We start from the raw sequence: 26,329 nt of genomic DNA, 5'->3' as shown, positions 1-26,329 counted from the left end.
TCCAACAGCAATAATTCAGTGGCTTCCCTATCTATGCTCCCACGCTTGAAGATCCCACAGCGTCGCTGCTCCCGCATCGCCGTGTTGCGCTGGACAACCACTGTGCTGTGTGTGGCATCGCTGGCGGCCAACTTGGTGTGGTACTGCCAAGCCTTACCGATGCCCCTGGGCCTGCTCCTGCTGCAGGCAATCGCCATGGCCGGGGTAGGCTGGCAGCTGCGTCATTGGGCGCGCTCGATCAGCCTGCGCCCGGCCGAGCTTGCCGATCGAATGCTCAAAGTCCAGGAAAGCGAACGCCAGCGCTTGAGCCGTGAACTGCACGATGACATTGGCCAGCTGTTGACTGCCGCCAAGCTGCAGCTCGATTGGCTGCAACGGCGCATCCCCGGTGAGCTGCAAGCGCAATGCGCTACCCTGCGCACGACCCTCGACGACACCTTGACCAACGTGCGCGATGTTTCTGCCTTGCTCAACCCGCGCCAACTGGCCAGCCTCGGCCTTGAAGCGAGCCTGCGCGCGCACCTGGTACGTACCCTGGCCAACAGCGGGGTAAATTGGAGCCTGGAATGCCAGCAGCGCCTGGGCGGCATTTGCGAAGCGGCAACCATGGCGGCCTTCCGGATTACCCAAGAGGCAGTGACCAACATGCTGCGTCATGCGCAAGCGCGCAATCTGAAGATCCATCTGCGGCGCACTCCAGAAGGCTTGGCCCTGACCATCCAGGATGACGGCCGCGGCTTCATACCGGCCAACAACCCGGCTGAGGCCGGGCAGCGCGGGATGGCTGGCATGCACGAGCGGGCGACCGCGCTGCAAGGTAGCCTGACCGTCATCAGCCAGCCCAACCAAGGCACCCGAATCGAGGCCCTGTTCCCATGGCCACCGCGCACCCATGAACGCGCCAGGACCCCCGCCACCCATGACCTGTAGACTATTGCTGGTGGATGACCACTCGCTCATCCGCGCGGGCGTTCGCGCCTTGGTTTCCGACATCCCGGGCTATCTGGTGGTCGGCGAAGCCGATGATGGCGATCAATTGCTCGATCTGGTTCAGCGCTTGAATCCAGACATCGTGCTGCTGGACATTTCCATGCGCTCGACCAGCGGCCTGGACGCCCTAACCTACCTGCGCGCCAATGGCCACAGCTGCAAAGTGCTGATTCTGTCGATGCACACCGATCCAGAGCTGATCATGCGCGCGCTGGAAAGCGGCGCTCATGGCTACCTGCTCAAGGACACCACTGCCACTGAACTGGAGCAGGCACTGACTGCGTTGCGCGCCAATGAACGCTATCTAAGCCCGGCGATCGCTCACACGGTAATCAATCAGGCCCTGCTACACGCACAAAACGGCAAGCCGCTTGGCGTCGACCGCCACAACCTCACCGCGCGCCAATTAGAGATCCTGCGATTGATCGTACGTGGCAAGTCGACCCGGGAAATCGCCAACGGCCTGGGCCTTTCGATCAAAACCGTAGAAACTCACCGCTCGCAGATCATGAAGCGCCTGCAGATCTACGATGTCGCCGGCCTGGTACTGTTTGCCGTACGCGAGAAGATCATCAGTCTGGACGACTAAGCACTGGCGAGCCTGCTGGCAAATGCACCCGCAAGGCCGAGGGCAGCACTTCGAAACGCAAGCTGTCCGCCTGCAGCGGCTCGCCATCGAGATTGATGTCCAGGCCCTGCGAACTCTTGATCTCCACCCAAGGCAAACGCGCGCGAACGAATAACCCCTCTCCGGCCAACAGGTCTCGCAAGGCGCCGACCATTTCCTGCGGGGCCGGCAGGATGCCAATGTCGAGCAGGCCGTCATCGGCCAGTGCGTCCGGGCACAGCACATGCCCGCCGCCGGCTTGACGACCGTTGCCAATCCCTAATGCCAATAAATCCCCCTGCCACTGAAAGTCCGGCCCGTGCAGTTCGACCGAGGCCGCTTGCAGCTCGCTGAAACGCGACAGTCCGGTGAACAGGTAGGCGGCAGCGCCCAAGACCTTTTTCAGATCCTCAGAAGTATTGGCCGTGACTTGGCTACCAAAGCCTGCGGTGGCCATGTTCAGGAACAGCTGATCACCCACCCTGCCCAGGTCGATCGAATGCGCTGGCTGTTCGAGCAAAGCCAACGCCTCGGCGGGCTCCAAAGGTACGCCGGCAGCCTTGGCGAAATCGTTGGCGGTACCCAGCGGTAACAGCACCAAGCTGGCGTGGCTACTGGCCTGTGCCATGGCCTCGGCGACGTCCCGCAACGTGCCGTCGCCGCCACCGGCGACGATATGGCTGTAACCGGCCTGCAGCGCTTCGCTGACCAGACGCTGTGCATCGCCGCCTTCCCAGGTCAAGCGCACATCCAGAATCCAGCCCCGGTCACGCATGGCGCCGACCGCCTCGCGCACTTGCTCATTCAAGGCCTGCTTGCCGTGCAGGACCAACATTGCCTTGCGCTCGCCCATGACCTGTGCCCCCAAGTAAACCGAAAAAGTTGCTACCTCAATCTCGACCATGGCCGAGGGCGAATTGCTGCACCCAGAGGGCAATTGCGTCAGAAAATAGCCGGATTAACACAAATGACATTGAAACCCAGGGACCAGAGGTGCATCATCGACAAATATTTGGCCATCACGGACGATGACGGACCAAAAAGTCATTTAATTGACTTTTTGCCTCGCCAGACGCCTGACAGGTCGCTGCTTCTTTGGTCGAAAGTCCCTTTGATCGCGCTGTCCCAAGCGCCTTGCTTCGAGGCTGTGAAATGAGCGTTCTGATCCCCTGTATCATCGCTGGCGGTGCCGGCACTCGTCTTTGGCCGGTTTCCCGAGAGGCCATGCCCAAGCCCTTCATGCGTCTGCCAGACGGCGAGAGCCTGCTGCAGAAGACCTTTGCCCGCGCCAGTGCCCTCGCGGGCGTGGAACGGGTATTGACGGTGACCAACCGCGATGTGTTCTTCCGCACTCAAGATGAATATCGCCAGGTCAACGCGTTCAACGTCGCCCTCGACTACATCCTTGAACCCTGTGGGCGCAACACCGCGCCCGCCATCGCCGCCGCCGCGCTGCACTGCGCGCGCCACTATGGCGAGGATAGCGTGCTGCTGATTCTGCCGGCAGATCACCTGATCCAGGATCTGCCCGCCTTCGAGCAAGCAGTCGCCCAAGCCGCGCAACTGGCCCATCAAGATTGGCTGTGCACCTTTGGCTTGCGCCCCAGCCGTGCAGAAACCGGCTTTGGCTACATCGAGCAGGGCCAGGCGCTGGAACAGCTTGGCCATAAAGTCGAGCGTTTCGTGGAAAAACCCGACGCGCAAACCGCGCAAGCCTATCTCGACGGCGGTCGCCACCTGTGGAACGCCGGTATGTTCTGCCTGCGCGTCGACACCTTGCTGCGCGAGCTGCAGGCCCATGCGCCAGAAGTGCTGGAAAGCGTAGCTCAGTGCATGGAGGTCAGTTCGGTCAAGCAAGGTGATCGCGCCCTGCAAGTGGAGCTCGACCCAGACAGCTTCGCCCAGGCCCCCGATATCTCTATCGACTATGCGCTGATGGAGCAATCGACCCAAGTCGCCGTCGTCCCTTGCGAGCTGGGCTGGAGCGATATCGGCAGCTGGGAAGCGGTGCGCGAGCTGCGCGAGACCGACCCCCAAGGCAACCACTGCAATGGCGAGACCGTGTTGCACGACGTCAGCAACTGCTACATCGACGCACCTCGGCGCCTGGTGGGTGCGGTCGGCCTGGACAACCTGATCGTCATCGACACCCCGGATGCCCTGTTGATCGCCGATGCCGCGCGCAGCCAGGAGGTCAAGGTGATCGCCCAGCAACTCAAGCGTCAGGGCCATGAAGCCTACCGCCTGCACCGCACGGTCACCCGCCCCTGGGGCACCTACACCGTGCTCGAAGAAGGGCCGCGCTTCAAGATCAAGCGGATCATGGTGCGCCCGGGCGAATCGTTGTCGTTGCAGATGCATCACCATCGCAGCGAGCACTGGATCGTGGTCAGCGGTATCGCCTGCGTGACCAATGGTGAAGAGGAGTTTCTGCTCGACACCAACGAGTCGACCTTCATCAAGCCCGGCCGCACCCACCGCCTGACCAACCCCGGGGTGATCGACCTGGTGATGATCGAAGTGCAAAGCGGTGAGTACCTGGGCGAAGACGACATCGTACGCTTTACTGATATCTATGGACGCGTCCCGGCCGCAGCGGTCAGCTGATTGCCTGCGGGCGCGCCTTGCCATCCAACAACCGACGCTCAGCGAGGATTGGGGAGATGCGTATACTTTGGACCCTGCCCTACCTGCCCTGGCCAACCACCAGTGGCAGCAAGACCCGGCAATATCACCTGCTGCGCCAGTTGGCCGAGCGGGGCCACCGGATCACCTTGCTGGTGCAGTCCAAAGTCCCCCTTGGCGATGCCGCCCGCGCCGCCCTGGAGCCGCTGCTCGAGCGCCTGATCGTTCTGCCCAGGCGCCCGCTGCACAGCCCACTGAACTTGTTGGCCTCGCCGATCATCGACTACCCCATGCGGGCGATCATCCACGGCCTGGCACCGTGCCTGCGCCACCAGTTCGAGCAGTTGTTGGATGAGCCCTGGGATGTCATCCAGATCGAGCACAGCTATAGCTTCCAGCCGTTCGAAAAAGCCCTGCAGGCACGCGGCCTGCCCTACATGCTCAGCGAACACACCATCGAGTCGGTGATGGGCGCAGCCTGCCAGGATCGCCTGCCGCTGTGGCTAAGACCCCTCAATGCATTTGATCGCTGGCGCTACCGGCGCTGGGAGCAACGGGTATTGCGCCAACCCAATGAAGTGGTGGCGGTCAGCGCCCACGACGCCGAACTGATCGGCCAGATCAGCGGCAGGCCGGTGAATGTGGTGGTCAATGGTGTGGACTGCGATTACTACCAGGACGTGCGCCCCGCCCTGCACAGCCAGCGCCTGCTGTTTGTCGGCAACTTCGAATACGGGGCAAACCTTGAGGCGATCGAATGGGCGCTTGAAGAAATCCTGCCCCAGGTGTGGATGAGCAACCCGGCTGTACGCCTGGCGATCGCCGGCCATGCCTTGCCGTCGAGCTGGAAGCTGCACTGGAACGACCCGCGCATCGAATGGATTGGCTATCGCCCAGATTTACGCGAACTGCAGCGGCGCTCGGCGCTGTTCTTCGCCCCGCTACGCTATGCCGGTGGCTCCAAGGTGAAGATTCTCGAAGCCATGGCCGCCGGCCTGCCGGTGATTACCACCAGCAAGGGCGTATCGGGCCTTGCGGTGAATAATGGCGAGCATTACCTGGGTAGCGACGAGGGCGGTCAGCTGGCCCTGCAGATCAATCAACTGCTCAATCAGCCATGGCGGATGTGCCAACTGGGCGAGTCGGGCCGCCAGTTTGCCCGGCAGCGTCACGACTGGAGCGTTGCCGCGCAACAACTGGAGAACGTGCACATGCGCCTGACCCAGCAGGCACCGGCAAGCTCCACAGCCGTTGGCGGCGTATTGGTCGGTCGCTCAGCCAAGTAGCTCGCTTAGGGGAATGAACGACACGCTGTCGCCTTGGCGCGGCGTGCTGCCTTCAAGCACCTCGACCAAACCTTCGGCCCAGGCTGCACTGCGCAGCACGCCCGAACTCTGGTTCTTGTAGATGCGCACCCTGCCCTGCTCGATCCGTGCCCGCAGGTATTCGCGCCGGGTGCCTGCCTTGGTCCAGTCGAAACCTGCCGGGACACTGAAACGCAGCGGTGTCACCTCGGCCACGCCTTGGCGGCGCAGCAGGTAAGGCCGGGTCAACAAGCCAAAGGTGACCAGGGTCGAGGCCGGATTGCCTGGCAAACCAATCACCGGTACCCCGCGGTAGTGGCCGAAGGTCAGCGGCTTGCCCGGCTTGATGGCCAGCTTCCACAATGCCAACTCACCGGCTTCACGCAGGGCGATGCCCAGATAATCCGCCTCGCCCACCGAGACCCCACCGGTAGACAGGATCAGATCGACATCAGCCAGGCCGGCCAGGCAATCGCGGGTAACCTGCAGGTCATCGGCAACAATGCCGACATCCACCACTTCGCAGCCCAAGCGCTGCAACCAACTGGCGAGCAGGCGGCGGTTGCTGTTGTAGATCTGGCCGGGGCCCAACGGCAGGCCAGGCTCGACCAGTTCGTCACCGGTCGACAATACCGCCACGCGCACCCTGCGCACGACCTTGAGGCGGGCGCGCCCCAGGGTCGCGGCCAGGCCCAGTTCGATTGGGCCCAACCGGGTGCCTTTGCTCATCACCTGTTCGCCAGCCCGAGTCTCCTGACCTTGTGGGCGAACGTTCTGGTCGACTCTCAACGGCTCGAGAAAACTTATCCGGCCATCTTCCAGCACCTCGACGTTTTCTTGCATTTCGACGCAGTCAGCGCCCTCGGGCAGCGGTGCGCCGGTAAAGATCCGAGCACAGCTGCCGGGCTGTAATGGCTGCGGTGCGTGGCCGGCGAAAATGCGCTGGCTCACCGGCAGCGGCTCGCCCTGCCAATCGCTCAGTCGCAGGGCGTAGCCGTCCATGGCACTGTTCGGCCACGGTGGCAGGTCCAGCTCCGCCAGCAGATCTTCAGCCAATACCCGCCCCTCGGCCTCAGCCAAGGTGACCACTTCGGTTTCGGCGATGGGCGCCTGCTCAGCCAGTTTCAGCAGTTGCTCAAGGGCCTCTTCCACCGGCATCAACGGCCGGTTCTGTACGCCCTCAACCACGGCTTTCACAGGCCGCTGCCTGTTTCAGGTGAGGCACGAAATTGCACGGGCGATGACGCGAATCGAGCTGCTCGGCGAGTATGCCGTCCCAACCGGTGCGCACCGCGTTGGTCGAGCCTGGCAGGCAGCAGACCAGGGTGCCATTGGCCAGCCCGGCCAGCGCGCGCGACTGCACGGTCGAGGTGCCAATATCGGCCACGGAGATCTGCCGGAACAGCTCACCAAAGCCGTCCACTTGTTTGTCCAGCAGGCACGCGACCGCCTCAGGGGTGCTGTCGCGACCGGTGAAACCGGTGCCACCGGTAATCAGCACCACCTGTACGTGCTCGTCGGCAATCCAGGTCGCGACCTGGGCGCGGATCTTGTACAGGTCATCCTTGAGCAGAACGCGCTGCGCCAGCTGATGGCCAGCGGCGGTCAAGCGGTCAACGAACAGCTGGCCAGAGGTATCGGTGTCAAAAGTGCGGGTGTCGCTGACCGTGAGCACGGCGATGTTCAGCGCCACGAAGGGAGTATCTGCCTTGGCTTTCATGGGGATCCGTCGCAGGGAGGGAAGTCGATGGCGCTTGTTATATCACAGGCCGGCCTGCCATCGCCGCGAGGGTTGTTCTACATCAACCCTTGCGCATTGGCGCTATGCTGCACTGTGCAAGGAACTTGCGAGGACGCGCTGCGTCTTACAGTCATCAAGCACCATCGAACTGGAGAAACACGATGATCCAACGGACCCTTCCCGCCTTCCTGCTTGCCCTGGGCCTGGGCGCCCTCGCCGGCTGTGCATCGCCTACCGTCATCACCCTGAATGACGGTCGCGAGATTCAGGCGGTGGACACCCCTTCCTATGACGACGACTCTGGCTTCTACGAATTCGAGCAGCTCGATGGCAAGCGCACACGCATCAACAAAGACCAGGTCCGCACGGTAAAAGAGCTGTGATCTGACCCTGTTTTTTGGCAAACAGCCTTTTCACAACAAGGGCTTGCGTCGAAAAATGGCTTGCAGTAGGATTTTGTTCATCGGAGTGTAGCGCAGCCAGGTAGCGCGTCTCGTTCGGGACGAGAAGGCCGCAGGTTCGAATCCTGTCTCTCCGACCAACTCCTGCTTCTCGAAAAGCCCGCCTTGCGCGGGCTTTTTGTTGTCTGCGTGAACGTCTGCTGAATACGCACCGGCCTTTTCGCGGGCCAGCCCGCTCCCACCAACACCCCGCCGGCATCAACAACGGTGAGGTGCCTGTGGGAGCGGGCTTGCCCGCGAAAAGGCCGACGCGGATCCCAGACAAAACAACGCCTCCCAAGGGAGGCGCTATTCACAACCAGACTTACTGCGCCGCAGTCGCCTGAGCCAACGCTTGCTCCGCCTGCACCGGCACGTACAGCAGTTGCAGACGCGAGCTGCTCCACTCACGGGTCTTGTTGGTCAACTCAAGGTTGTTGTTCAGCTTCTGGCCATAAGTCGGCACGATCTGCTTGAGCTTGGCCTGCCACTCTGGGCTCTTGACCTGATCCTTGAAGGTCTTCTCCAGCACCGTCAGCATGATCGGCGCTGCGGTCGAAGCGCCAGGCGAGGCGCCGAGCAGTGCAGCGATGCTGCCGTCCTGGGAGGCCACCACTTCAGTGCCAAACTGCAAGATACCGCCCAGCTGCGGGTCCTTCTTGATCACCTGAACGCGCTGGCCAGCCTGGAGCAATTTCCAGTCTTCATTCTTAGCGTTCGGGAAGTACTCGCGCAGGTTGTTCATCCGGTCGTCGAAACTGAGCATCAACTGGCCCATCAGGTAGGTGCTCAGGTCGATGTTGTCGATCCCGGCATGCACCATCGGGCTGATGTTGTGGCTGGTCAGCGAAGCGAACATGTCCAGCAGCGAGCCATTTTTCAGGTACTTGGTGGAGAAGGTCGCGAACGGGCCGAACAGCAGCACCTCCTTGCCATCGATGACCCGGGTATCCAGGTGCGGCACCGACATCGGCGGTGCACCGACCGAGGCCTTGCCATACAGCTTGGCCTTATGCCGGGCAACCACGTCAGGGTTGTCGGTCATCAGGAACTGGCCACCCACCGGGAAGCCGGCGTAGCCTTCAGCCTCGGGGATACCGGACTTCTGCAGCAGCTTGAGCGCGCCACCCCCGGCGCCGATGAAGACGAACTTGGCATTGACGGTAGTTTGCTTGCCGCCGTCGGCCAGGTCCGCCACCACCACATTCCACGAACCATTGTCGTTGCGCACGATGTCGCGTACTTCATGACGCAGGTGCAGCTTGACGTTCGGGTTGCGGCTCATCGAGGCGAACAGCTGGCGGGTGATCTCGCCGAAGTTGACGTCGGTGCCGATGGCCATGCGGGTTGCCGCGACCTTCTGCTCAGGCGAGCGGCCTTCCATCACCAGTGGCACCCACTGACGGATCTGCTCGTGGTCTTCGGAGATTTCCATGCCACGGAATAGCGAGCTGTGCTGCAGGGCAGCGACACGCTTGTGCAGGAAGGCGATGTTCTCATCGCCCCAGACGAAGCTCATGTGCGGCACATTGTTGATGAACGACTTGGGATTGCTCAGCACGCCCTGCTCGACCTGATAGGCCCAGAACTGCTTGGAGATCTCGAACTGCTCGTTGACCCCAACTGCCTTGCTGATGTCGATCTTGCCGTCCTTGCCTTCGCTGGTGTAGTTCAGCTCGCAGAACGCCGAGTGGCCGGTACCGGCGTTGTTCCAGGCGTTGGAGCTTTCTTCGGCGACCTGGTCCATGCGCTCGTAGACGTCGACTTTCCAGTCCGGTTGCAGCTCAGTGAGGTAAGTCCCCAGGCTTGCGCTCATGATGCCCCCGCCGATCAGCAGGACGTCGACGGTTTTTTCCGGTTGCGCAGGCTTGGAGCAGCCGACGACGCTCAGGCACAGGAGCGTCAGCAGGATTTTTTTCATAGTTCAATCCAATTGAAGTGAAGTGTCTGGCTGACCGCTCCCTGCGCATATGCACGCCCGGATTGTTGTTCTGGCGTGGCTGATCCTGGTGTCAACCGGCGCCTGGGGTTTCGATGAATCGGGTACGACCGCCGTTGCGCCCTTAAGCAGACTCCGTGCCAGTTTTACCAAGACCAATGTCTAATGGCTGAGGCCTGTCGTCGCACCCTGATTGCTGTGCCTTTTATGGCGACAATCCGCCACATGCTTGGCCTGTATCAGCGCCATCTGGCGGATTTCCCCCTGTTTTTTCAAGCGCTCAAGCGCGAGGTCACTTCACCCAACTGCCCGGACAAACCATGCAGCCGCTGCCCGGCCTGCTCGGTGTGCTGCACGGCCTGTTGGTTGGCCGTAGCGATGCGGGTGATTTCGATCAAATTGCGTGAAATATCTTCGGCGACGCTGGTCTGCTCCTCAGCCGCCGTGGCGATCTGCCGGTTCATGTCGCGGATCGCCTCCACCGCCGCAGTGATGCGCTGCAGCATCTGCCCCGCCTGCTGCACCTGCTCGCCCCCCTCTTCACTGCGCCGCTGGCCACTCTCGATAGCCTTGACCGCCTCTACTGCGCCTGACTGCACCGCCTCGATGATCTGATTAATCTCGGCAATCGATGCCGCAGTGCGTTGGGCCAAGCTGCGTACCTCATCAGCGACCACCGCAAAGCCGCGCCCGGCCTCTCCAGCACGAGCGGCCTCGATCGCAGCATTGAGCGCCAGCAGGTTGGTCTGCTCGGCGATACCCCGGATCACCTCCAGGACCTTGCCGATGCGCGTGCTGTCGTGTTCCAGATCGCGAATCACCGCAGCGGTGCCAGCGATCTCGCGGTTGACGTTGGCAATGGTGTCGATGGTGGCCTGCATGACCTGCTCGCCGGCCTGGGCACTGTGATCGGCATCGTCTGCAGCGCGCGCCGCTTCAGCCGCATGACGCGCCACTTCTTGAGCGGTGGCGGACATCTCATGCATGGCGGTGGCCACTTGATCGGTACGCTGGAACTGATCGTGCGTGCCGCGCGCCATGTCCCCGGCCAGATTGCGCAACTGGCCGCTGGCGCCTTCAAGTTCCTCGGCGTTGTCCTTGAGGCGGCCAATGGTCTCGGCCAAGAAGTCACGCAAGGTATTGGCCGCCCGGGCCAGTCGGCCCAGTTCGTCTTCACGGCGGTCATCCACGCGCGCAGCGAAGCGCCCTTGGCTCAGTTGTGCGACATAGTCGATCAGTTGGCGAATCGGCTCGATCAGGCTGCGATTGACCAGCCACAGGCTGAGCACGCCGACCAGCAGCGCCGAGCCGAGCATCACCAGCAAGCCGATCCACACAGTTCGCTGCGCGCTGGCATTGATGGCAGCGGCGCGCTCCCGGGCATCGGCACGCAATTGTTCCACTAGCACACTCATCTGCTCACTGGCCGCGCGGTCCACGCCCTTGACTGCCAGATCACCTGCGACTGGATCGCCTCCAGCCGCCAGAAACGCCTGGCGGCCTTGCGCATAGGCCTGGCCTAACTGCCGATGACTGTCGCGCAGTTGCTCAAGTGGCGCCTTGAGCTGATCGTCGCTGCTCTGGATCAGTTGCCCAAGCAACTGCTGGACCTGTTGCTCGCGCGCCTGGAACTGCTGCCAGTACTTATCCAGCTCGGCCGGCTGACGACCGCGCAGCAGCACGTTCTTCCACTCCTGCACCTGGATCTTGAACTGCAGGTTGGCCTCATCGATCAATTGCGAAGCGCGTAGCGGGCCGTCGACCAGCTCGGCATAGCCACGCACGCTGGACGACAGGAACTGGAAGCACACCAGGGCAATCAGCAACATCGCCGCCAGGCTGCCGCCGAGCAAAGAGAGGATTTGTACGCGGAGGGATTTACGCAACATCGCGGTTCTCGGGAACAAGGAGGGAAGAAAACGGCGTGCCGAAACAGCGCCGCGACAGACATCCTTGTCCTCGTTCGCAGGCCAAAAAAAAGCTGCCATCGTTCGATAGCAGCTAGGTCGAGCACTTACGTCACAGCTGAGCCAGATAGTCTCAGGCAATTGCTACAGAAATGTTACAAATCAACTACATCCGCCCGCCAAGCGGCGACAAATTTTAGTTCGCGGTGAACTGCAGCTGGGCAAGCCTTGCGTATAGCGGGTTTTCCTCGACCAATTGCCGGTGGCTGCCCACCGCGACGATGCGGCCTTTGTCGATCACCGCAATCCGCTCGGCGTGCTGCACAGTGGCGAGTCGATGAGCGATCACCAGCGTTGTGCGCCCCGCCATGAGGCTCGGCAATGCCTGCTGGATCAGGTGTTCGCTTTGCGCATCCAAAGCACTGGTGGCCTCGTCAAGCAGCAGTATCGGCGCATCGACCAGCAGCGCCCGGGCAATGGCCAGGCGCTGCCGCTGGCCGCCAGACAGGCCGATGCCACCCTCCCCCAGCAATGTTTGATAGCCTTGGGGCAGTTGCTGGATGAACTCATGGGCATGCGCGCCACGCGCTGCTGCCTCGACGTCGGCGAAGCTGGCATCAGGGCGACCGTAACGGATGTTGGCCTCCACCGTGCCGCGAAACAGCGCTGGGTTTTGCGCCACCAAGGCAAACTGGCGACGCAGGGCAGTCGGGTCGAATGCTGTCAGCGGCTGGCCATCGAGCAGAATCACCCCTTGTTGCGGGTCGTAGAAACGCAGCAGCAGGTCGAACAAGGTCGATTTACCCGCCCCCGAGGGGCCGACCAATGCCAGGGTCTGCCCCGGCTCGACGAGCAGGTTCAAGCCATCCAAAGCCGCTACCGTCGGTCGTGATGGATAGGCAAAAACCACCTCACGCAGCTCGATACGGCCGCTAGCTCGCTCACCGGCTCGGGCAACTGCGCCGACCGGGGCGAGGATCGCGCTCTGCGCCGCCAGCAACTCGGCAATACGTTCTGCCGCCCCCGCCGCACGCTGTAGCTCACCGATCACCTCACTGAGGGTGCCAAAGGCACTGCCGACGATCAGGCTATAGAACACGAAGGCTGCCAACTCACCCGCGGAGATACGCCCGGCGATCACATCCATGCCGCCCACCCAGAGCATCACCCCCACCGCGCCCAGCACCAGCACGATCACCAAGGTAATCAGCCACGCCCGCTGGGCAATGCGTCGCCGCGCGACAGTGAACGCAGCCTCTACCGTCTCAGCGAAGCGCTCGCGATCCAATGGCTGATGGTTGTAGGCCTGCACCGTCTTGATCTGGCCGAGCGTCTCGGCCACGTAGCTGCCGACATCGGCCACCCGATCCTGGCTCTGGCGCGACAGGCTGCGCACTCGCCGACCGAACAACAGGATCGGCGCCAACACCAACGGCAAAGCCAGCACCACGATACTGGTGAGCTTGGGGTTGGTGATAAACAGCAGTACCACGCCCCCCAGCACCATCAGCGCATTACGCAGGAACATCGACAGCGACGAGCCGATCACCGATTGCAGGAGCGTTGTATCAGCGGTCAAGCGCGACTGAATCTCCGAGCTGCGGTTGTCTTCGAAAAACCCAGGGTGCAGGCCGATCAGATGATCGAACACGGCCCGGCGGATGTCAGCTACGCAGCGTTCACCAATCCACGACACCAGGTAGAAACGGCTGAAGGTGCCCACTGCCAAGGCGACCACCAGCAGCATGAACAGGCCCAGGGTCTGGTTGAGCTGGTGGGCCGAACCGGTCATGAAGCCCTGGTCCACCAGCAGGCGGATGCCCTGCCCCATCGACAAAGTAATGCCCGCAGTGACCACCAGCGCCAGCAAAGCCAGGAGCATCTGCTTGCGGTACGGTTGCAGGAACTGCCAGCCCAGGCGCAGGGCGCGGCGCTGACGTGAAGTAACAGGATCGGGCATGACGCAGATCATCTAGCCAAGGAAGCGCTCAGCCTACCATTCATCTACACGGGCGGAACTCAGGCCTCTTGCAGGGGATCGCATTAATGACCGGGGCATGTCCGATGGCAAGCTTGCGCCAGTGGCTATAGCTTATCGTTCTAAAGTGCTTCTGGAGCTTTGCCGCGGTTTCTGATGGACTGTCCTTGTCGTGACGCCCAAGGAGCTGTCACAGGCCAGTCACGGCAAGGGGATACCCTGAGCTTGAACCTGATGAGGAGACAGGAAATGAGCTTGCAACATAGCAGCGAAACGCCTAAGACCACCAAGCCACAGCACGACCTGGATTGCGGCTCGATCATCGATGCCCAGGGCCGCGAGGTCCCGATCACCGATGAGATGATCAAAAAGGCTTGCGAGGACCTGGAAAAAAGCCGCGTCGAACGCTCGAACAAGGCCTGATAAACAGAATTGACTCAACCCGGCGCATGCGCCGGGTTTTTATTGGGCGATACATAAGCATCGCGGGACAATCAGACCAGCACAGCCCCCAACGCATTGACCATCTGCGCCAACTGCGGCGACTCGCCCCGCAACCTCACCGCCAGCCCCTCGATCTCGCGCCGCTGAGGGTAATGCTTGCGCAACATGTCGAACGTCGCCCGCTGCTGGACCGGATCTTCACTGAGGCTGCGACGAAAATCAGCATCGTCTCGGCGTGGGTCATACACCGCCCGGCACAAGGTCGCCAGGGCCCAGGTTGGGTCACTGCTGGCATTGAGTTCGATCTGAGCAAGGTCAGGTTCGGGCAGCAAGTCTGCCAACTGCACCTGCTCAGCCTCACCACGCGCCTTGCACAATGCCTGGTAGATCTGCGCAGTGCCGCGCTGTTTGCCATCCAGGCTGTAGCCGGCGATATGCGGCGTAGCCAAGGTGCAAAGGTCAGCCAGGTCGAGATCGACCTCAGGCTCGCGCTCCCAGACGTCCAGCACCGCATGTACGTCGTCACGCTCCAGCAGCAGATCGCGCAGGGCCTGGTTATCCACTACCGGCCCACGGCTGGCGTTGATCAGCCAGGCGCCCGGACGCAACTGCGCCAGTTGCTCTCGCCCCAGCAAGTGCCAGGTGCTGTGCTCAGCGTCGCGCTGTAGCGGCGTGTGCAGGCTGATCACGTCACACTGTTCAAGCAGCGTTTGCAGGTCGACAAAGTCACCCCCTTCAGCGGCCTGGCGCGGCGGATCGCAGACCAACACCTTCCAGCCCAGGCCATGAAGAACGCGCACCAGGCGCTCACCGACCTGCCCTGCGCCCACCACGCCATAGACCCGCTCGGCGAGGTTTTCGCCATCGAGCTCGGCCAGCGTCAGCAGACTGCCCAGCACGTAATCGACCACGCCGCGTGCGTTGCAGCCCGGTGCACTGCTCCAGTGGATGCCAGCTTGGGCGAAGTAATCGAGGTCCAGATGATCGGTGCCGATGGTGCAGGTTCCGACGAACTGCACCTTGCTGCCCTGCAGCAGCTGCCGGTCGACGCGAGTCACCGAACGTACCAGCAGCACGTCAGCGTCCTTGACGCACTGCGCGTCGATGCTGCGTCCGGGATAACGGCGGATCTCGCCAAATCCGGCAAAGAAGGCATCGAGCAGCGGGATATTCTCGTCGGCAACTATCAGCATGGCGCTCTCCTGTCAGGGGAACGCAGTGTAGGCGCTACGGCGGGCTCGATCCAGCGCGGTTCAGTCGGCCTTCTTGCGGATCCAGTACAAGTAGGTGCCGGCCTGCTCTTGCTGTTCGAGCAGCTCGTGCCCAAGGAAGGTACAGAACTTAGGGATGTCGCGGCGGGTCGACGGGTCGGTGGCGATCACCTTGAGCAAGCCGCCAGCGGCCAGGTTGCGTACGTGCTGATGCAACATCATTACCGGCTCAGGGCAGTTCAGGCCGGAGGCGTCGAGGACGGCGTCAGGGGTGAAATCGGTCATGGGCTACTCCGCGGATGGGTGCCCATTGTCGCTCAAGCGCGAACCAAGGGCCATCCTCATCAGCCAGGTCACCCGCGCAGGTCTGCGCTAATTCGTTGCAGTGCCCGGTCGTCCCTTCAGTACCTTCCCTCAAGCATGAGGTACAACTGATGACCTCCTTCCTGTCCGGCCTGATCCGCCGGAGCAAGGCAACGGCCTATCGCATTTTCGACATTCAGCTCAACGCCATCCAACCGCTAAGCCCTTCGCTGTGCCGTTATGTGTTTAGCGGCGAAGAGGTGCGCCTGATGAGCACCCTGGCACCTGATCAACGGGTCAAGGTGTTCTTCCCCTCGCCCTCTGGCCAACCGCCGAAGCTGCCCAAGGACGGCCAATGGCAACAGGCCCGGCGCAACCTGGCCGCCGCGCACATGCCGCCGATGCGCACCTACACCATCCGCAGCCTGGACCGCGAGACAGGCGAAGTCGCGATAGATTTCGTCCTGCATGGCGTCAATGGCCCCGCCTCGGCCTGGGCCACCCAGGCGCGCATCGGTGATTGCCTACAGATGGTCGCACCCAACCTGGTCTACCGGGGAGACCCGGGAGGTTATGAGTGGAAGCCGCCACAGGCGGTCAAGCGGGTGCTGGTGGTGGGCGATGAAACCGCGCTGCCGGCGATCACGGGCATTCTCGAGCAGTTGGCCGAAACCCAACCTGAACTGCCTGTCGAGGTATTTATCGAGGTGCCGTTGCAAGCCGACTGTCTAGCGCTCTCGTACAGCCCCGCCACCAGGCTGCATTGGTTGCCGCGCGACTTGCTGCGCTGCGATCACGGGCATGCCATGAGCCATGCTGTTCGCGAGCTGGCCACACTGCCTAGCACGGTCGCCCCAGCAGCGGTAAAGCTGGAAGAGGTGGACATCGAGCAGCGCATTTTGTGGGAGCTGGCCAGCGGCGAGAGCAGCGAGTTCTATGCCTGGGTCGCGGGTGAATCGGCCACGGTCATGGACATTCGCCGCTACCTGATCAAAGAACGCGGGCTGGATCGCAATAGCCTGACATTGATGGGCTATTGGCGTGCCGGGCGCAGTTTTGAATAGCGCCTGACAGGTAAGTCATGGCCCCTTCATGGCTTTGCATGGCGAAGGGGCCAGCTGACGATCAGTGCCCCGAACGTGCAGGCACCTGCAACCAGACCCGCAAGCCATCGCTGCGGCTGTCAAAGCGCAAACTACCGGCGCAGCGCTGGACAATCGCCTGAACGATCGCCAAACCCAAGCCACAGCCACCGCTCTGGCTGTTGCGCCAAAAGCGTTCGGTCAGGTGCTCAAGATCACCATCCTTGATCCCTGGGCCATGGTCGCGAACCATGAACCCGACCTGCCCATCGGCCATCTGCAACTCCAGCTCCACGGGCGCATCCCCGCCATGACGCAGGGCGTTGTCGAGCAGGTTGCGCAGCGCCGCCACCGCTAGCGGTGCCGGAATACCGAGGTAGATCCGGGTGGCATCTTCCGGCAAGCGGACAATGATCCGCCGGTTGTCCCCCCCGCCGGCATCCTGCACGGCTTGGCGCGCGACCTGCTCGGCACTGCACTGCACACCATCGTCGAATGACAGACTGCCCTCTACCCGAGCCAACAGCAGCAACTGCTCCAAGGTGCGATGCATGCGATCTGCGCCCTGCTCGGCATGCGCCAGGGCCTGATCACGCACGGCGCCGTCGGTCATCTGCGCCACTTGCAGGTGGGTCTTGATCGCGGTCAACGGGCTGCGCAGCTCGTGGGCGGCGTCGTCCGTCAGGCGCCGCTCACGCTCCAGCGTCTGAGCGATCCGCAAGAACAGCTGGTTCTGAGTTTCGAGCAAGGGCTGCAGCTCGCTGGGCATACCCGCCACCTGCAACGGCTCGACGCTATCGGCACGTCGCTTGCGCAAGGCATCGCGCATTCGATTGAGCGGTTCCAGGCCCTTGCCCAGGCCGATCCAGAGCAAACCGAGGCTACCGAGCAGCGCCATCAGCACCGGCGCCGAGGCCGCCAGCAGGATCGACTGGTTCAGTGCCTCTCGCTCCTGGTTACGGTCAGCGGTGGTGATGCGCACATCGCCATGGTTGTAGGTGAAGGTGCGCCAGCGGGCGTCATCGATGGTCTGATCGCGAAAGCCGCTGCTCTGGTCGTCCATGGCGCCGTCGTGTTTGTGATTGCTGGCGAGGATCTCGCCGCGTAGCGAACTGACCTGGCAGGCCATGCCATCCGGCACGCTGAGCTGGTCGGCGGAAAAGTGCGCATCCTCGCCCTTGGTCGCCAGCGGTTGCGGGAGCTGGTCGATCAGCCCGGCGACCATGCGCGCCGAGGCCACCAGGCGCTGGTCGAGGGAAAACATCATCTGCTGGCGCAGGTCGCGCAACATCCACGCCGCCGCCAGCGCCCAGATCAGGATGAAAGCGCTGCCCAGGATCAGCGACAGACGCACACGCAAGCTCATGGGGCAATCTCTTCAGGTGCCTGCGCCGGGCCCAGGCGATAGCCGAGGCCGCGAACGGTCTCGACGATGCTGTTGCCCAGCTTGCGCCGCAGGTGGTGGATGTGAACGTTCAGCGCGTTGCTCTCGACTTCGTCGCTGAAGCCGTAGACGCAATCCTTGAGTTGTTCGCTGGAGAGCACTCGCCCTGGATTCTGCAGCAGCGCCTGGAGCAAGGCCTGCTCGCGCCGCGACAAGTCTACCGGTTGGCCGGCCAGGGTCGCTTCGCAACTGCTGGGGTCGTAGTGTAGAGGACCGTGCTCGATGATGTTGACCGCGCGCCCAGCCATGCGCCGCATCAGGGTATGCAGGCGGGCGGCCAGTTCTCGCAGGTCGAACGGCTTGAGCAGGTAATCGTCGGCACCGGCCTGCAGCCCATCGACCCGGTCGGTCACGCCATCGCGGGCGGTCAGCACCAAGACCGGCAGCGTCTCGCCTTGCTGACGCAAACGGCGCAGAAGCTTCAGGCCATCTTCGTCAGGCAACCCCAAGTCGAGGATCATCACATCGAACTGCGCGGCCTTGAGCAACGCCTGCGCCGAGGACGCATTGGCCACCCGATCTACGGTCAGACCCTGGGCGGCGAGGCCGGAGCAGATGCCACTGGCGATCAGGTCGTCGTCCTCGCAGAGCAGTACGTGCATGGGGTGGTCTCCAATCGGGGGATGAGTATTGCGCCACACGGTGATTAAGTGAGGATTATGACCGCTGATGCGCGGTTCGTCGCGGCTGGGCATCGGCCATTACCGCTCAGGGCGCATGAGCCACTCCTCCGAATCAGCAGGTGAGTAATTCCGGGTTAACTCTCGGTTAATCGACCCAGGCCAGCATGGCCACTTATCTGCATTACCAAGGCCAATACATGCGCGTTTTCCTGATCATCCTGACCTTTCTGCTGGCGGGGCCTCTGCAGGCCAATCCGTTCGACGTCAAATCTGACTTCCTGCCCGTCAACCAAGCGTTCGTCCTCACCCACGACCGCCTGCCATCAGGCCAGATGCGCGTACATTTCCAGATCAAGGAAGGCTACTACCTCTATCAGAAACGGCTGAAGTTCGACGGCCTGCCTCCCGCACAACACCCGCAACTGCCAGCAGCGCTGAACCATCACGACGAGTTCTTCGGCGACAGCGCGATCTACCGCAGCGAGCTTGAACTGCTGTTGCCGGCCGAAGCCAGCGGCCAGCTGCGCCTGGGCTGGCAGGGCTGCGCTGATGCCGGCCTGTGCTACCCGCCGCAAACTACCGCCATCGATCTAGGCAACAGCAGCAGCGCAACAGTCGCCAACCAAGCCAGCGACCAGGCCCTAGCCAGCAACCTGCAGCAGGACAATCTGCTCTGGGGCCTGCTGGCCTTCTTCGGCCTGGGCCTGCTGCTAGCGTTCACCCCCTGCTCGCTGCCAATGCTGCCGATCCTGGCGGGGCTGGTCCTGGGCAACGGCGCCAGCGCCCGGCGTGGCTGGTTGCTGGCGGGGGTCTATGTGCTGAGCATGGCGCTGGTCTACGCAGGCCTGGGCGTAGTCGCCGCACTGCTGGGCGCCAGCCTGCAAGCGTGGTTGCAACAACCCTGGCTGCTGGGCAGCCTGGCCGGGCTGTTTGTGCTGCTCGCGTTGCCCATGTTTGGCGCTTTCGAGCTGCAATTGCCCACGGCCCTGCGCGACCGCCTCGATCGCGCAGGGCAAGGCACGCGTGGCGGCAACCTGTACGGCGCGGCGCTGCTCGGTGCGCTGTCCGGCTTGCTGATGGGGCCATGCATGACCGCGCCGCTGGCCGGTGCGCTGCTCTACATCGCGCAGAGTGGCGATGTGCTGCACGGCGCGCTGGTACTGTTCAGCCTGGGCTTGGGCATGGGTGTGCCACTGCTGTTGCTGGTGACCTTGGGCAACCGCTATCTGCCACGCCCAGGCGCCTGGATGAATCTGGTCAAAGGTCTGTTCGGCTTCGTGTTCCTGGCCATGGCGCTGTACACGGTGCGCACCCTGCTGCCCGCTCCACTGCTGCTGGGCCTTAGCGGCAGCTGGTTGATCGCCCTGGGCTGGGCGGCTTGGCCCGCCCTGCAGCGTCTGCCTGCACTGCGGGCGATTCCCTTGCTCGGTGCACTGTGGGGCGGACTATTGCTGGTTGGCGCCGCTGCTGGCAGTAGCGACCTGTGGCAACCCTTGCAGCCGTTTGCCGGTAGCAATACGCCAGCTGCGGCTAAAGCCGAGGATGCCTTCATCACTGTCAGCCGACCCGAAGACCTGCAACGCGAACTGGATGCCGCCAAGGACCGTGGCCAATGGGTGCTGGTCGACTACTATGCCGACTGGTGCGTATCGTGCAAGGTCATGGAGAAGCAGGTCTTCGCCCGGCCCGATGTGCTCAACAGCCTGGCCGGTGTACACCTGCTGCGTCTGGACGTAACTGCCGACAGCCCAGCTAGCCGGGCACTGCTGCAACGCTATCAGGTGCCCGGTCCGCCAAGCCTGATCTGGATCGGCCCAGAAGGGAACGAGCGCCGTGCGCGGCGCATCACCGGTGAAGTGGACGCGAGCGGTTTTCTGCAACATTGGGCACAGACCAGGAGCCAAGGCTGATGCTGACCGTAACCCTTGGGCCGCTGACCATCGCCCTGAACCACCTGTTGCTACTCGCAGCGCTCGGCATTGCCTGCGTGGTCGGTTGGTGGGTCGCTCGGCGCGGTGGGCAAAGTCCGGAGTCGGCGCTGTTCAACCTGTTCGTTTTAGGGGTGCTCGGCGCGCGCCTGGGCTTCGTTCTGCTCTATTGGCCGATGTACCGCGACGAACCGCTGCAGATCATCGATATTCGCGATGGCGGTTTTCTGTTCTGGGGTGGCCTGGTCGGGATCGTGCTTGGCACCCTCTGGCAGGGCTGGCGCCAGCCCGGCTTGCGCCAGCCACTGGGCTGGGCGCTGGCCAGTGGCGCACTGTTCTGGGTGCTAGCGAGCCTTGGTAGCCACCTGTACAGCAAGGGCACCGAGCTGCCTGCCCTGACCTTGCGCACCGCCGCTGGCAAATCCATGGCCCTGCACGACTACCGCGGCAAGCCACTGGTGATCAATATCTGGGCGACCTGGTGCCCGCCGTGCCGGCGTGAAATGCCGGTGCTCCAGCAAGCCCAGCACGACTATCCGCATGTGACCTTCCTGTTCGTCAACCAGGGCGAGACGCCAGAGAACGTCAGCACCTTTCTGGCAACCACTGGCCTGAGCCTGACCCACGTCCTGTTCGATGGCAGCGGCCAACTGGCCCAGCGGGTCGGCTCACTGGCCCTGCCCACCACCTTGTTCTACAACGCCGAAGGGCGACTGGTCGGCAGCCACCTGGGTGAACTGTCCCGCGCCAGCCTGCACCACGCCCTGGAACCCTTCGAGCAGGTCAACCTGCCCGCCTCCGCCTTAAAAGGAAATTGACATGCGATTGAATGCGCTCCTGCCACTGACCCTCGTGCTGCTGGCAGCCCCGCTGCTGCACGCCGAGGAACTGCCCCAGGCAATCCAGCAACTCCAAGCCAAGGGCGCAGTGATCAAGGGTAGCTTCGACGCGCCCAACGGCCTGCGCGGCTATGCCGCTGAATACCAGAACAACGGCATTGCCCTGTACCTGACACCCGACGGCAAGCATGTACTGGTCGGCAGTCTGTTCGACGAGCAAGGCCAGGACCTCAGCGCCGAGCCGCTGGAAAAGCTGGTGTACAAGCCGATGAGCAAGGCCATCTGGGCGAAGATGGAAAAGACCGCCTGGATCGCCGATGGCAAGCCCGACGCACCGCGCACGGTGTATCTATTCAGCGACCCCAATTGCCCTTACTGCAACATGTTCTGGCAGCAGGCACGCCCTTGGGTCGAGGCTGGCAAGGTGCAGCTGCGCCACATCATGGTCGGTATCATTCGCGAGGACAGCCCTGGCAAGTCGGCCGCGCTGTTGGCCGCCAAAGACCCGGCCAAGGCGCTGCAACAGCATGAGAAAGCCGGCAAGGCCAGCAGCCTCAAGGCCTTGGATAAGATCCCCGAGAACGTGCAAAAACAGCTCGACAGCAACCTGGCCTTGATGGAAGAGCTGGGGCTGGCAGCCACCCCGGCGATCTTCTACCTGGACGAACAGGGACGCCTGCAAAGCCAGCAAGGCGCCCCACGCCCGGAAACGCTCGGCAAGATCCTCGGCAAGCGCTGAGTCAGCGCGTGATCAAGCCGCGCCGTTACGCGGCTTGAGATCCAGCCTGCGCAGATGACAGGTAACTTCCTCGCGGTCGTGATACAGCTGTTTGCAGGCGATCGAAACCTTGATCTTGCGCGCCTTGAAGCCCTCCTCGATACGATCGAGCAAGCGCCGCACCTCGGCGTAGCGCTGCTTCATCGGCAGCTTGAGGTTGACCACCGCCTCACGGCACAGCCCCTCACCCAGCCATGTCTCGATCAGCGCCGCACTGCGCGCAGGCTTCTCGACGATATCGCAGACCATCCAGTCGACCATCTGCTTGGGCTGCCAGGTGAAGCCATCAGCCATCAAATGCTGCACCAGGCCAGTATCCATCAAGCTTTCAGCCATCGGGCCATTGTCGATGGCGGTCACCAGCATGCCACGCTTGACCAGCTGGTAGGTCCAGCCACCTGGCGATGCGCCAAGGTCGACCCCGGTCATGTCATCGTGCAGGCGCTGCTCCCACTGATCACGCGGGATGAACTGATGCCATGCCTCTTCCAGCTTGAGCGTCGAGCGGCTTGGCGCTTCCCGGGGGAATTTCAAGCGCGGGATGCCCATCGGCCACAGCGCGCAATTGTTCGCCTCCGATACACCGACAAACACCCGGCGCCCACTGATGAAGGTCAGCAGCAAGCGCGGACGGTTGGCATCGTCGACCAAGCGCCCAGCCTTTTCCAGGGCTTTGCGCAGCGGCACTTCAAACTTGCGGCAGAAGGTCGACAGCTCCTTGCCGTCGTTGCTGTCGACCACTTCCAGCCACAGGCTACCGGCAACCGGCGCATCCGCCAGGTGTTCGAGCAGCACGCTGATGCGGTCGGTTTCTGGCAACTCGACAAAACTGCCGCGCGCCCACTGGCGCGGGAAGATCAACTGCGTGAAGCGCAGTTCACGCATCAGGCGCTGGGCACCGTCCGGCTCGGTGCAGACAAACTCGGCGCAAGCGCTCTGCGGCTTGCCCTTGGCGTAGCCAGCAACGCCCAGGCGGGCGGCGTGTTCGCTGATCTCGGCGCAGACCTCGCCCTCGAAACCGGGCCGGCAATGCATGAACAGGGTATTCATTTCTCACTCCACATCGCTGGCGGGTACCGCCAGCCTTGATCCAGCGCACGTCACGCACCGGCAGGGCGGCGATGATAAAGGAAGATCGGAACCTGCGACATGGCCCGCCTGTCCAGTACAGGGTCGGGACCGGGAAATCGGTCTAACCTGACCATTCAGCCAGGTCCGTACCGTGCGGACCGGTACAGAGCGGTGACACCGGCCTTCACGAGGGGCCGGGCACCGGCGCAGAAGGAGTTGGCAATGCCCTCGCTCGATAGCCTGAAGACCCTCAAAACCCTGCACGTAGGCGACCGCGTCTACCACTATTACAGCCTGACTGACGCAGCCCGCCAGTTGGGTGATCTGCAACGCCTGCCCATGTCGCTCAAGGTGCTGCTGGAAAACCTGTTGCGCTGGGAAGACGGCAAGACCGTTACCGGCGCTGACCTGCAAGCCCTGGCGCAGTGGCTCAAAGATCGCCGCTCCGATCGCGAGATCCAATACCGCCCTGCCCGGGTACTGATGCAAGACTTCACCGGCGTACCTGCGGTGGTCGACCTAGCGGCTATGCGTGCGGCCATGGCCAAGGCCGGTGGCGACCCACAGCGGATCAATCCCCTGTCACCAGTCGACCTGGTGATCGACCACTCGGTGATGGTCGACCGCTATGCCAGCCAAAACGCCTTTGCCGAGAACGTCGACATCGAAATGCAGCGCAACGGTGAGCGTTATGCGTTTCTGCGCTGGGGGCAGAGCGCCTTCGACAACTTCAGTGTAGTGCCGCCGGGCACCGGCATCTGCCACCAGGTCAACCTCGAATACCTCGGCCGCACCGTGTGGACTGGCGAAGAAGACGGTCGCACCTATGCCTTCCCCGACACCCTGGTCGGCACCGACTCGCATACCACCATGATCAACGGCCTGGGCGTACTCGGCTGGGGCGTCGGCGGGATCGAGGCGGAAGCGGCCATGCTCGGCCAACCCGTATCGATGCTGATCCCGGAAGTGATCGGCTTCAAGCTGACCGGCAAACTGCGCGAGGGCATTACCGCCACCGATTTGGTGCTCACCGTGACCCAGATGCTGCGCAAGAAGGGGGTGGTCGGCAAATTCGTCGAATTCTACGGCGATGGCCTGGCCCAGCTGCCGCTGGCCGACCGCGCCACCCTGGCCAACATGGCCCCGGAGTACGGCGCAACCTGTGGTTTCTTCCCGGTCGACCAAGTTACGCTGGATTACCTGCGCCTCACGGGGCGTCCCGAACAGACCGTGCAACTGGTAGAGGCCTATTGCAAAGAACAGGGTCTGTGGCGCCTGCCTGGCCAGGAGCCGGTGTTCAGTGACAGCCTGTCCCTGGACATGCACGAGGTCGAGGCCAGCCTGGCTGGCCCTAAACGCCCGCAGGACCGGGTTGCCCTGTCGCAGGTCGCCCAGGCCTTCAACGGCTTCATCGATCTGCAACCCAGACCCCAGGCCAAAGAAGTCGGCCGCCTGGAGAGCGAAGGTGGCGGCGGCGTGGCGGTAGGCAATGCCGATCAGGCCGGCGAGATCGATTTCAGCCATGGCGGGCAAACCTACACCCTGCGTGATGGCGCGGTAGTGATCGCGGCGATCACTTCTTGCACCAATACCTCCAACCCCAGCGTGATGATGGCGGCAGGACTTGTAGCGAAAAAAGCCGTGGAAAAGGGCCTGACGCGCAAGCCGTGGGTGAAGAGTTCGCTGGCGCCCGGCTCCAAGGTGGTCACCGATTACTACAAGGCTGCTGGTCTTACTCCGTACCTCGACCAACTGGGCTTCGACCTGGTGGGTTATGGCTGCACCACCTGTATCGGCAACTCCGGCCCCTTGGATGAAGCCATCGAAAAAGCCATCGGCAGCGCCGACCTCACCGTGGCCTCGGTGCTGTCGGGCAACCGCAACTTCGAAGGCCGGGTGCATCCGCTGGTGAAGACCAACTGGCTAGCCTCCCCGCCCCTGGTCGTGGCCTACGCCCTGGCCGGCAGCGTACGCCTGGACTTGACCCGCGATCCGCTGGGTACCGGCAAAGACGGCCAACCGGTGTACCTGCGCGACATCTGGCCCAGCCAACAGGAGATCGCCGACGCTGTGGCCAAAGTCGATACGGCCATGTTCCACAAGGAATACGCTGAAGTCTTCGCAGGCGATGCCCAGTGGCAAGCCATCGAAGTGCCGCAGGCGGCCACCTACGTCTGGCAGGATGACTCCACCTACATTCAGCATCCGCCATTCTTCGATGATATCGGCGGTCCCTTGCCGACCATCGCCGATATCCACGGCGCGCGCGTGCTGGCCCTGCTCGGCGATTCGGTGACCACCGACCACATCTCCCCGGCCGGCAACATCAAGGCCGACAGCCCCGCTGGCCGCTACCTGCGCGACAAAGGCGTGGAGCCTCGTGACTTCAACTCCTACGGCTCGCGCCGCGGCAACCATGAAGTGATGATGCGCGGCACCTTCGCCAATATCCGCATTCGCAACGAAATGCTTGGCGGCGAGGAAGGCGGCAACACCCTGCATGTGCCCAGCGGCGAAAAGCTCTCGATCTACGATGCTGCCATGCGCTATCAGGCCGAAGGCACGCCGCTGGTGGTGATTGCCGGCCAGGAGTACGGCACCGGCTCCAGCCGCGACTGGGCGGCAAAAGGTACCAATTTGCTTGGGGTCAAAGCCGTGCTGGCGGAGAGCTTCGAACGCATCCACCGCTCTAATTTGATTGGCATGGGCGTGTTGGCCCTGCAGTTCAAGGCCGGGCAAACCCGCAAGAGCCTGGGTCTGACTGGCAAGGAGCAAATAGACCTGCTGGGCCTCACGGGCGCGACAATTCGCCCGGGCATGAGCCTGACGCTGCGCATCACCCGTGAAGACGGCCAGCAGGAGCAGATCGAGGTGTTGTGCCGGATCGATACACTCAACGAAGTTGAATACTTCAAATCTGGCGGGATTTTGCACTACGTACTGCGCCAACTGATCGCAAGCTGAGCATCAAGGGGGCGCGCAGCGCCCCCTGTCCCCGCCCCAAATCGGTGCCTCGACGCTGGCCCTTGCCTGGACAATGCGTCATGATCCGACCATAGCGTCAGAAATCTGGAA

The 26,329-nt window shown here is 62.7% G+C and carries 22 protein-coding genes, 1 tRNA gene and 1 pseudogene; 12 read left to right on the top strand and 12 right to left on the bottom strand.

Going from position 1 to position 26,329, the window contains the following annotated elements; all coding sequences use genetic code 11:
- Positions 1-33: 33 nt before the first annotated feature.
- Together OIU19_RS13555 and OIU19_RS13550 are read left to right on the top strand one after the other, a co-directional pair.
- The gene (locus OIU19_RS13555) at positions 34-930 is read left to right on the top strand and encodes a sensor histidine kinase (protein ID WP_264235417.1); all 897 of its coding nucleotides are present in this window, start codon (positions 34-36) and stop codon (positions 928-930) included.
- The gene (locus tag OIU19_RS13550) at positions 920-1,579 is read left to right on the top strand and encodes a response regulator transcription factor (RefSeq protein WP_264235416.1); all 660 of its coding nucleotides are present in this window, start codon (positions 920-922) and stop codon (positions 1,577-1,579) included. Before OIU19_RS13555 ends, OIU19_RS13550 begins: the two co-directional genes overlap by 11 nt.
- On the opposite strand, the gene yegS is transcribed toward OIU19_RS13550, so the two are convergent.
- Positions 1,563-2,450, bottom strand: a complete 888-nt coding sequence (yegS, locus tag OIU19_RS13545) for a lipid kinase YegS (protein WP_264235415.1) — start codon at positions 2,448-2,450, stop codon at positions 1,563-1,565. The two genes, OIU19_RS13550 and yegS, sit on opposite strands and share 17 nt — an antisense overlap.
- A gap of 299 nt (positions 2,451-2,749) precedes the next feature.
- Between yegS and OIU19_RS13540 the strand changes: the two genes are divergently transcribed.
- Together OIU19_RS13540 and OIU19_RS13535 are read left to right on the top strand one after the other, a co-directional pair.
- Positions 2,750-4,204 carry a mannose-1-phosphate guanylyltransferase/mannose-6-phosphate isomerase gene (locus OIU19_RS13540; protein ID WP_264235414.1) on the top strand — a complete coding sequence of 485 codons (1,455 nt, stop codon included), beginning with the start codon at positions 2,750-2,752 and terminating at the stop codon, positions 4,202-4,204.
- A gap of 56 nt (positions 4,205-4,260) precedes the next feature.
- On the top strand, positions 4,261-5,508 hold the full coding sequence (locus OIU19_RS13535) for a glycosyltransferase family 4 protein (RefSeq protein WP_264235413.1): 1,248 nt from the start codon (positions 4,261-4,263) through the stop codon (positions 5,506-5,508).
- On the opposite strand, the gene glp is transcribed toward OIU19_RS13535, so the two are convergent.
- Together glp and moaB are read right to left on the bottom strand one after the other, a co-directional pair.
- Complete coding sequence (gene glp / locus OIU19_RS13530; protein WP_264235412.1) at positions 5,497-6,723, bottom strand: gephyrin-like molybdotransferase Glp; 1,227 nt, start codon at positions 6,721-6,723, stop codon at positions 5,497-5,499. The two genes, OIU19_RS13535 and glp, sit on opposite strands and share 12 nt — an antisense overlap.
- The gene (gene moaB / locus OIU19_RS13525) at positions 6,707-7,246 is read right to left on the bottom strand and encodes a molybdenum cofactor biosynthesis protein B (protein WP_264235411.1); all 540 of its coding nucleotides are present in this window, start codon (positions 7,244-7,246) and stop codon (positions 6,707-6,709) included. The genes glp and moaB overlap by 17 nt, the downstream gene beginning before the upstream one ends.
- Before the next feature lie 182 nt (positions 7,247-7,428).
- Here moaB and OIU19_RS13520 point away from each other — a divergent pair, with 182 nt between their 5' ends.
- Positions 7,429-7,650 (top strand): YgdI/YgdR family lipoprotein, encoded by a 222-nt coding sequence (locus OIU19_RS13520; RefSeq protein ID WP_264235410.1) that lies wholly within the window; start codon positions 7,429-7,431, stop codon positions 7,648-7,650.
- 81 nt (positions 7,651-7,731) lie between these two features.
- Positions 7,732-7,808: transfer RNA gene (locus OIU19_RS13515), tRNA-Pro, on the top strand.
- A gap of 224 nt (positions 7,809-8,032) precedes the next feature.
- Here OIU19_RS13515 and mqo read toward each other — a convergent pair.
- The 4 genes and pseudogenes from mqo to OIU19_RS13495 all read right to left on the bottom strand — a co-directional run bounded on the left by mqo (position 8,033) and on the right by OIU19_RS13495 (position 13,513).
- Positions 8,033-9,628 carry a malate dehydrogenase (quinone) gene (gene mqo / locus OIU19_RS13510; protein ID WP_264235409.1) on the bottom strand — a complete coding sequence of 532 codons (1,596 nt, stop codon included), beginning with the start codon at positions 9,626-9,628 and terminating at the stop codon, positions 8,033-8,035.
- A 290-nt stretch (positions 9,629-9,918) separates the two neighbouring features.
- A complete protein-coding gene (locus OIU19_RS13505; RefSeq protein ID WP_372353317.1) occupies positions 9,919-10,632 on the bottom strand; it encodes a methyl-accepting chemotaxis protein in 714 nt (237 codons plus the stop codon).
- A gap of 171 nt (positions 10,633-10,803) precedes the next feature.
- Positions 10,804-10,962 (bottom strand): annotated as a pseudogene (locus OIU19_RS13500) (HAMP domain-containing protein); the annotation flags it as partial.
- A 787-nt stretch (positions 10,963-11,749) separates the two neighbouring features.
- A complete protein-coding gene (locus tag OIU19_RS13495; protein ID WP_264235407.1) occupies positions 11,750-13,513 on the bottom strand; it encodes an ABC transporter transmembrane domain-containing protein in 1,764 nt (587 codons plus the stop codon).
- A 267-nt stretch (positions 13,514-13,780) separates the two neighbouring features.
- Between OIU19_RS13495 and OIU19_RS13490 the strand changes: the two genes are divergently transcribed.
- Positions 13,781-13,954 (top strand): PA1571 family protein, encoded by a 174-nt coding sequence (locus OIU19_RS13490; RefSeq protein WP_186556310.1) that lies wholly within the window; start codon positions 13,781-13,783, stop codon positions 13,952-13,954.
- Between the two features lie 71 nt (positions 13,955-14,025).
- On the opposite strand, the gene pdxB is transcribed toward OIU19_RS13490, so the two are convergent.
- Together pdxB and tusA are read right to left on the bottom strand one after the other, a co-directional pair.
- On the bottom strand, positions 14,026-15,168 hold the full coding sequence (pdxB, locus tag OIU19_RS13485; RefSeq protein ID WP_264235406.1) for a 4-phosphoerythronate dehydrogenase PdxB: 1,143 nt from the start codon (positions 15,166-15,168) through the stop codon (positions 14,026-14,028).
- Between the two features lie 60 nt (positions 15,169-15,228).
- Positions 15,229-15,471 (bottom strand): sulfurtransferase TusA, encoded by a 243-nt coding sequence (gene tusA, locus OIU19_RS13480; protein WP_186556308.1) that lies wholly within the window; start codon positions 15,469-15,471, stop codon positions 15,229-15,231.
- 149 nt (positions 15,472-15,620) lie between these two features.
- Between tusA and OIU19_RS13475 the strand changes: the two genes are divergently transcribed.
- Positions 15,621-16,553, top strand: a complete 933-nt coding sequence (locus OIU19_RS13475) for a siderophore-interacting protein (RefSeq protein WP_264235404.1) — start codon at positions 15,621-15,623, stop codon at positions 16,551-16,553.
- A 61-nt stretch (positions 16,554-16,614) separates the two neighbouring features.
- On the opposite strand, the gene OIU19_RS13470 is transcribed toward OIU19_RS13475, so the two are convergent.
- The gene (locus OIU19_RS13470) at positions 16,615-17,937 is read right to left on the bottom strand and encodes an ATP-binding protein (RefSeq protein ID WP_264235402.1); all 1,323 of its coding nucleotides are present in this window, start codon (positions 17,935-17,937) and stop codon (positions 16,615-16,617) included.
- Complete coding sequence (locus OIU19_RS13465) at positions 17,934-18,617, bottom strand: response regulator transcription factor (RefSeq protein ID WP_264235401.1); 684 nt, start codon at positions 18,615-18,617, stop codon at positions 17,934-17,936. Before OIU19_RS13465 ends, OIU19_RS13470 begins: the two co-directional genes overlap by 4 nt.
- Positions 18,618-18,835: 218 nt before the next feature.
- On the opposite strand from OIU19_RS13465, the gene dsbD reads away from it, so the two are divergent.
- Genes dsbD through dsbG form a run of 3 tightly spaced genes read left to right on the top strand, consistent with a single transcriptional unit; the run spans position 18,836 to position 22,144 of the window.
- On the top strand, positions 18,836-20,548 hold the full coding sequence (gene dsbD, locus OIU19_RS13460) for a protein-disulfide reductase DsbD (protein ID WP_264235611.1): 1,713 nt from the start codon (positions 18,836-18,838) through the stop codon (positions 20,546-20,548).
- Positions 20,548-21,384: a TlpA disulfide reductase family protein gene (locus tag OIU19_RS13455; RefSeq protein ID WP_264235400.1), complete on the top strand. Its 837-nt coding sequence runs from the start codon at positions 20,548-20,550 to the stop codon at positions 21,382-21,384. The genes dsbD and OIU19_RS13455 overlap by 1 nt, the downstream gene beginning before the upstream one ends.
- A 1-nt stretch (position 21,385) precedes the next feature.
- Positions 21,386-22,144, top strand: a complete 759-nt coding sequence (gene dsbG, locus OIU19_RS13450) for a thiol:disulfide interchange protein DsbG (protein WP_264235399.1) — start codon at positions 21,386-21,388, stop codon at positions 22,142-22,144.
- Between the two features lie 12 nt (positions 22,145-22,156).
- Here dsbG and rlmM read toward each other — a convergent pair whose 3' ends face one another.
- Entirely contained in the window at positions 22,157-23,233 is a 1,077-nt protein-coding gene (gene rlmM, locus OIU19_RS13445) for a 23S rRNA (cytidine(2498)-2'-O)-methyltransferase RlmM (RefSeq protein WP_264235398.1), read from the bottom strand.
- Between the two features lie 243 nt (positions 23,234-23,476).
- On the opposite strand from rlmM, the gene acnA reads away from it, so the two are divergent.
- Positions 23,477-26,218, top strand: a complete 2,742-nt coding sequence (gene acnA, locus OIU19_RS13440) for an aconitate hydratase AcnA (RefSeq protein ID WP_186556300.1) — start codon at positions 23,477-23,479, stop codon at positions 26,216-26,218.
- Positions 26,219-26,329: the final 111 nt, after the last annotated feature.

Source organism: Pseudomonas sp. BT-42-2, from assembly GCF_025847435.2.
Classification (GTDB): Bacteria; Pseudomonadota; Gammaproteobacteria; order Pseudomonadales; family Pseudomonadaceae; genus Aquipseudomonas; species Aquipseudomonas urmiensis.
This window is presented reverse-complemented; position numbering and strand designations above follow the sequence as displayed.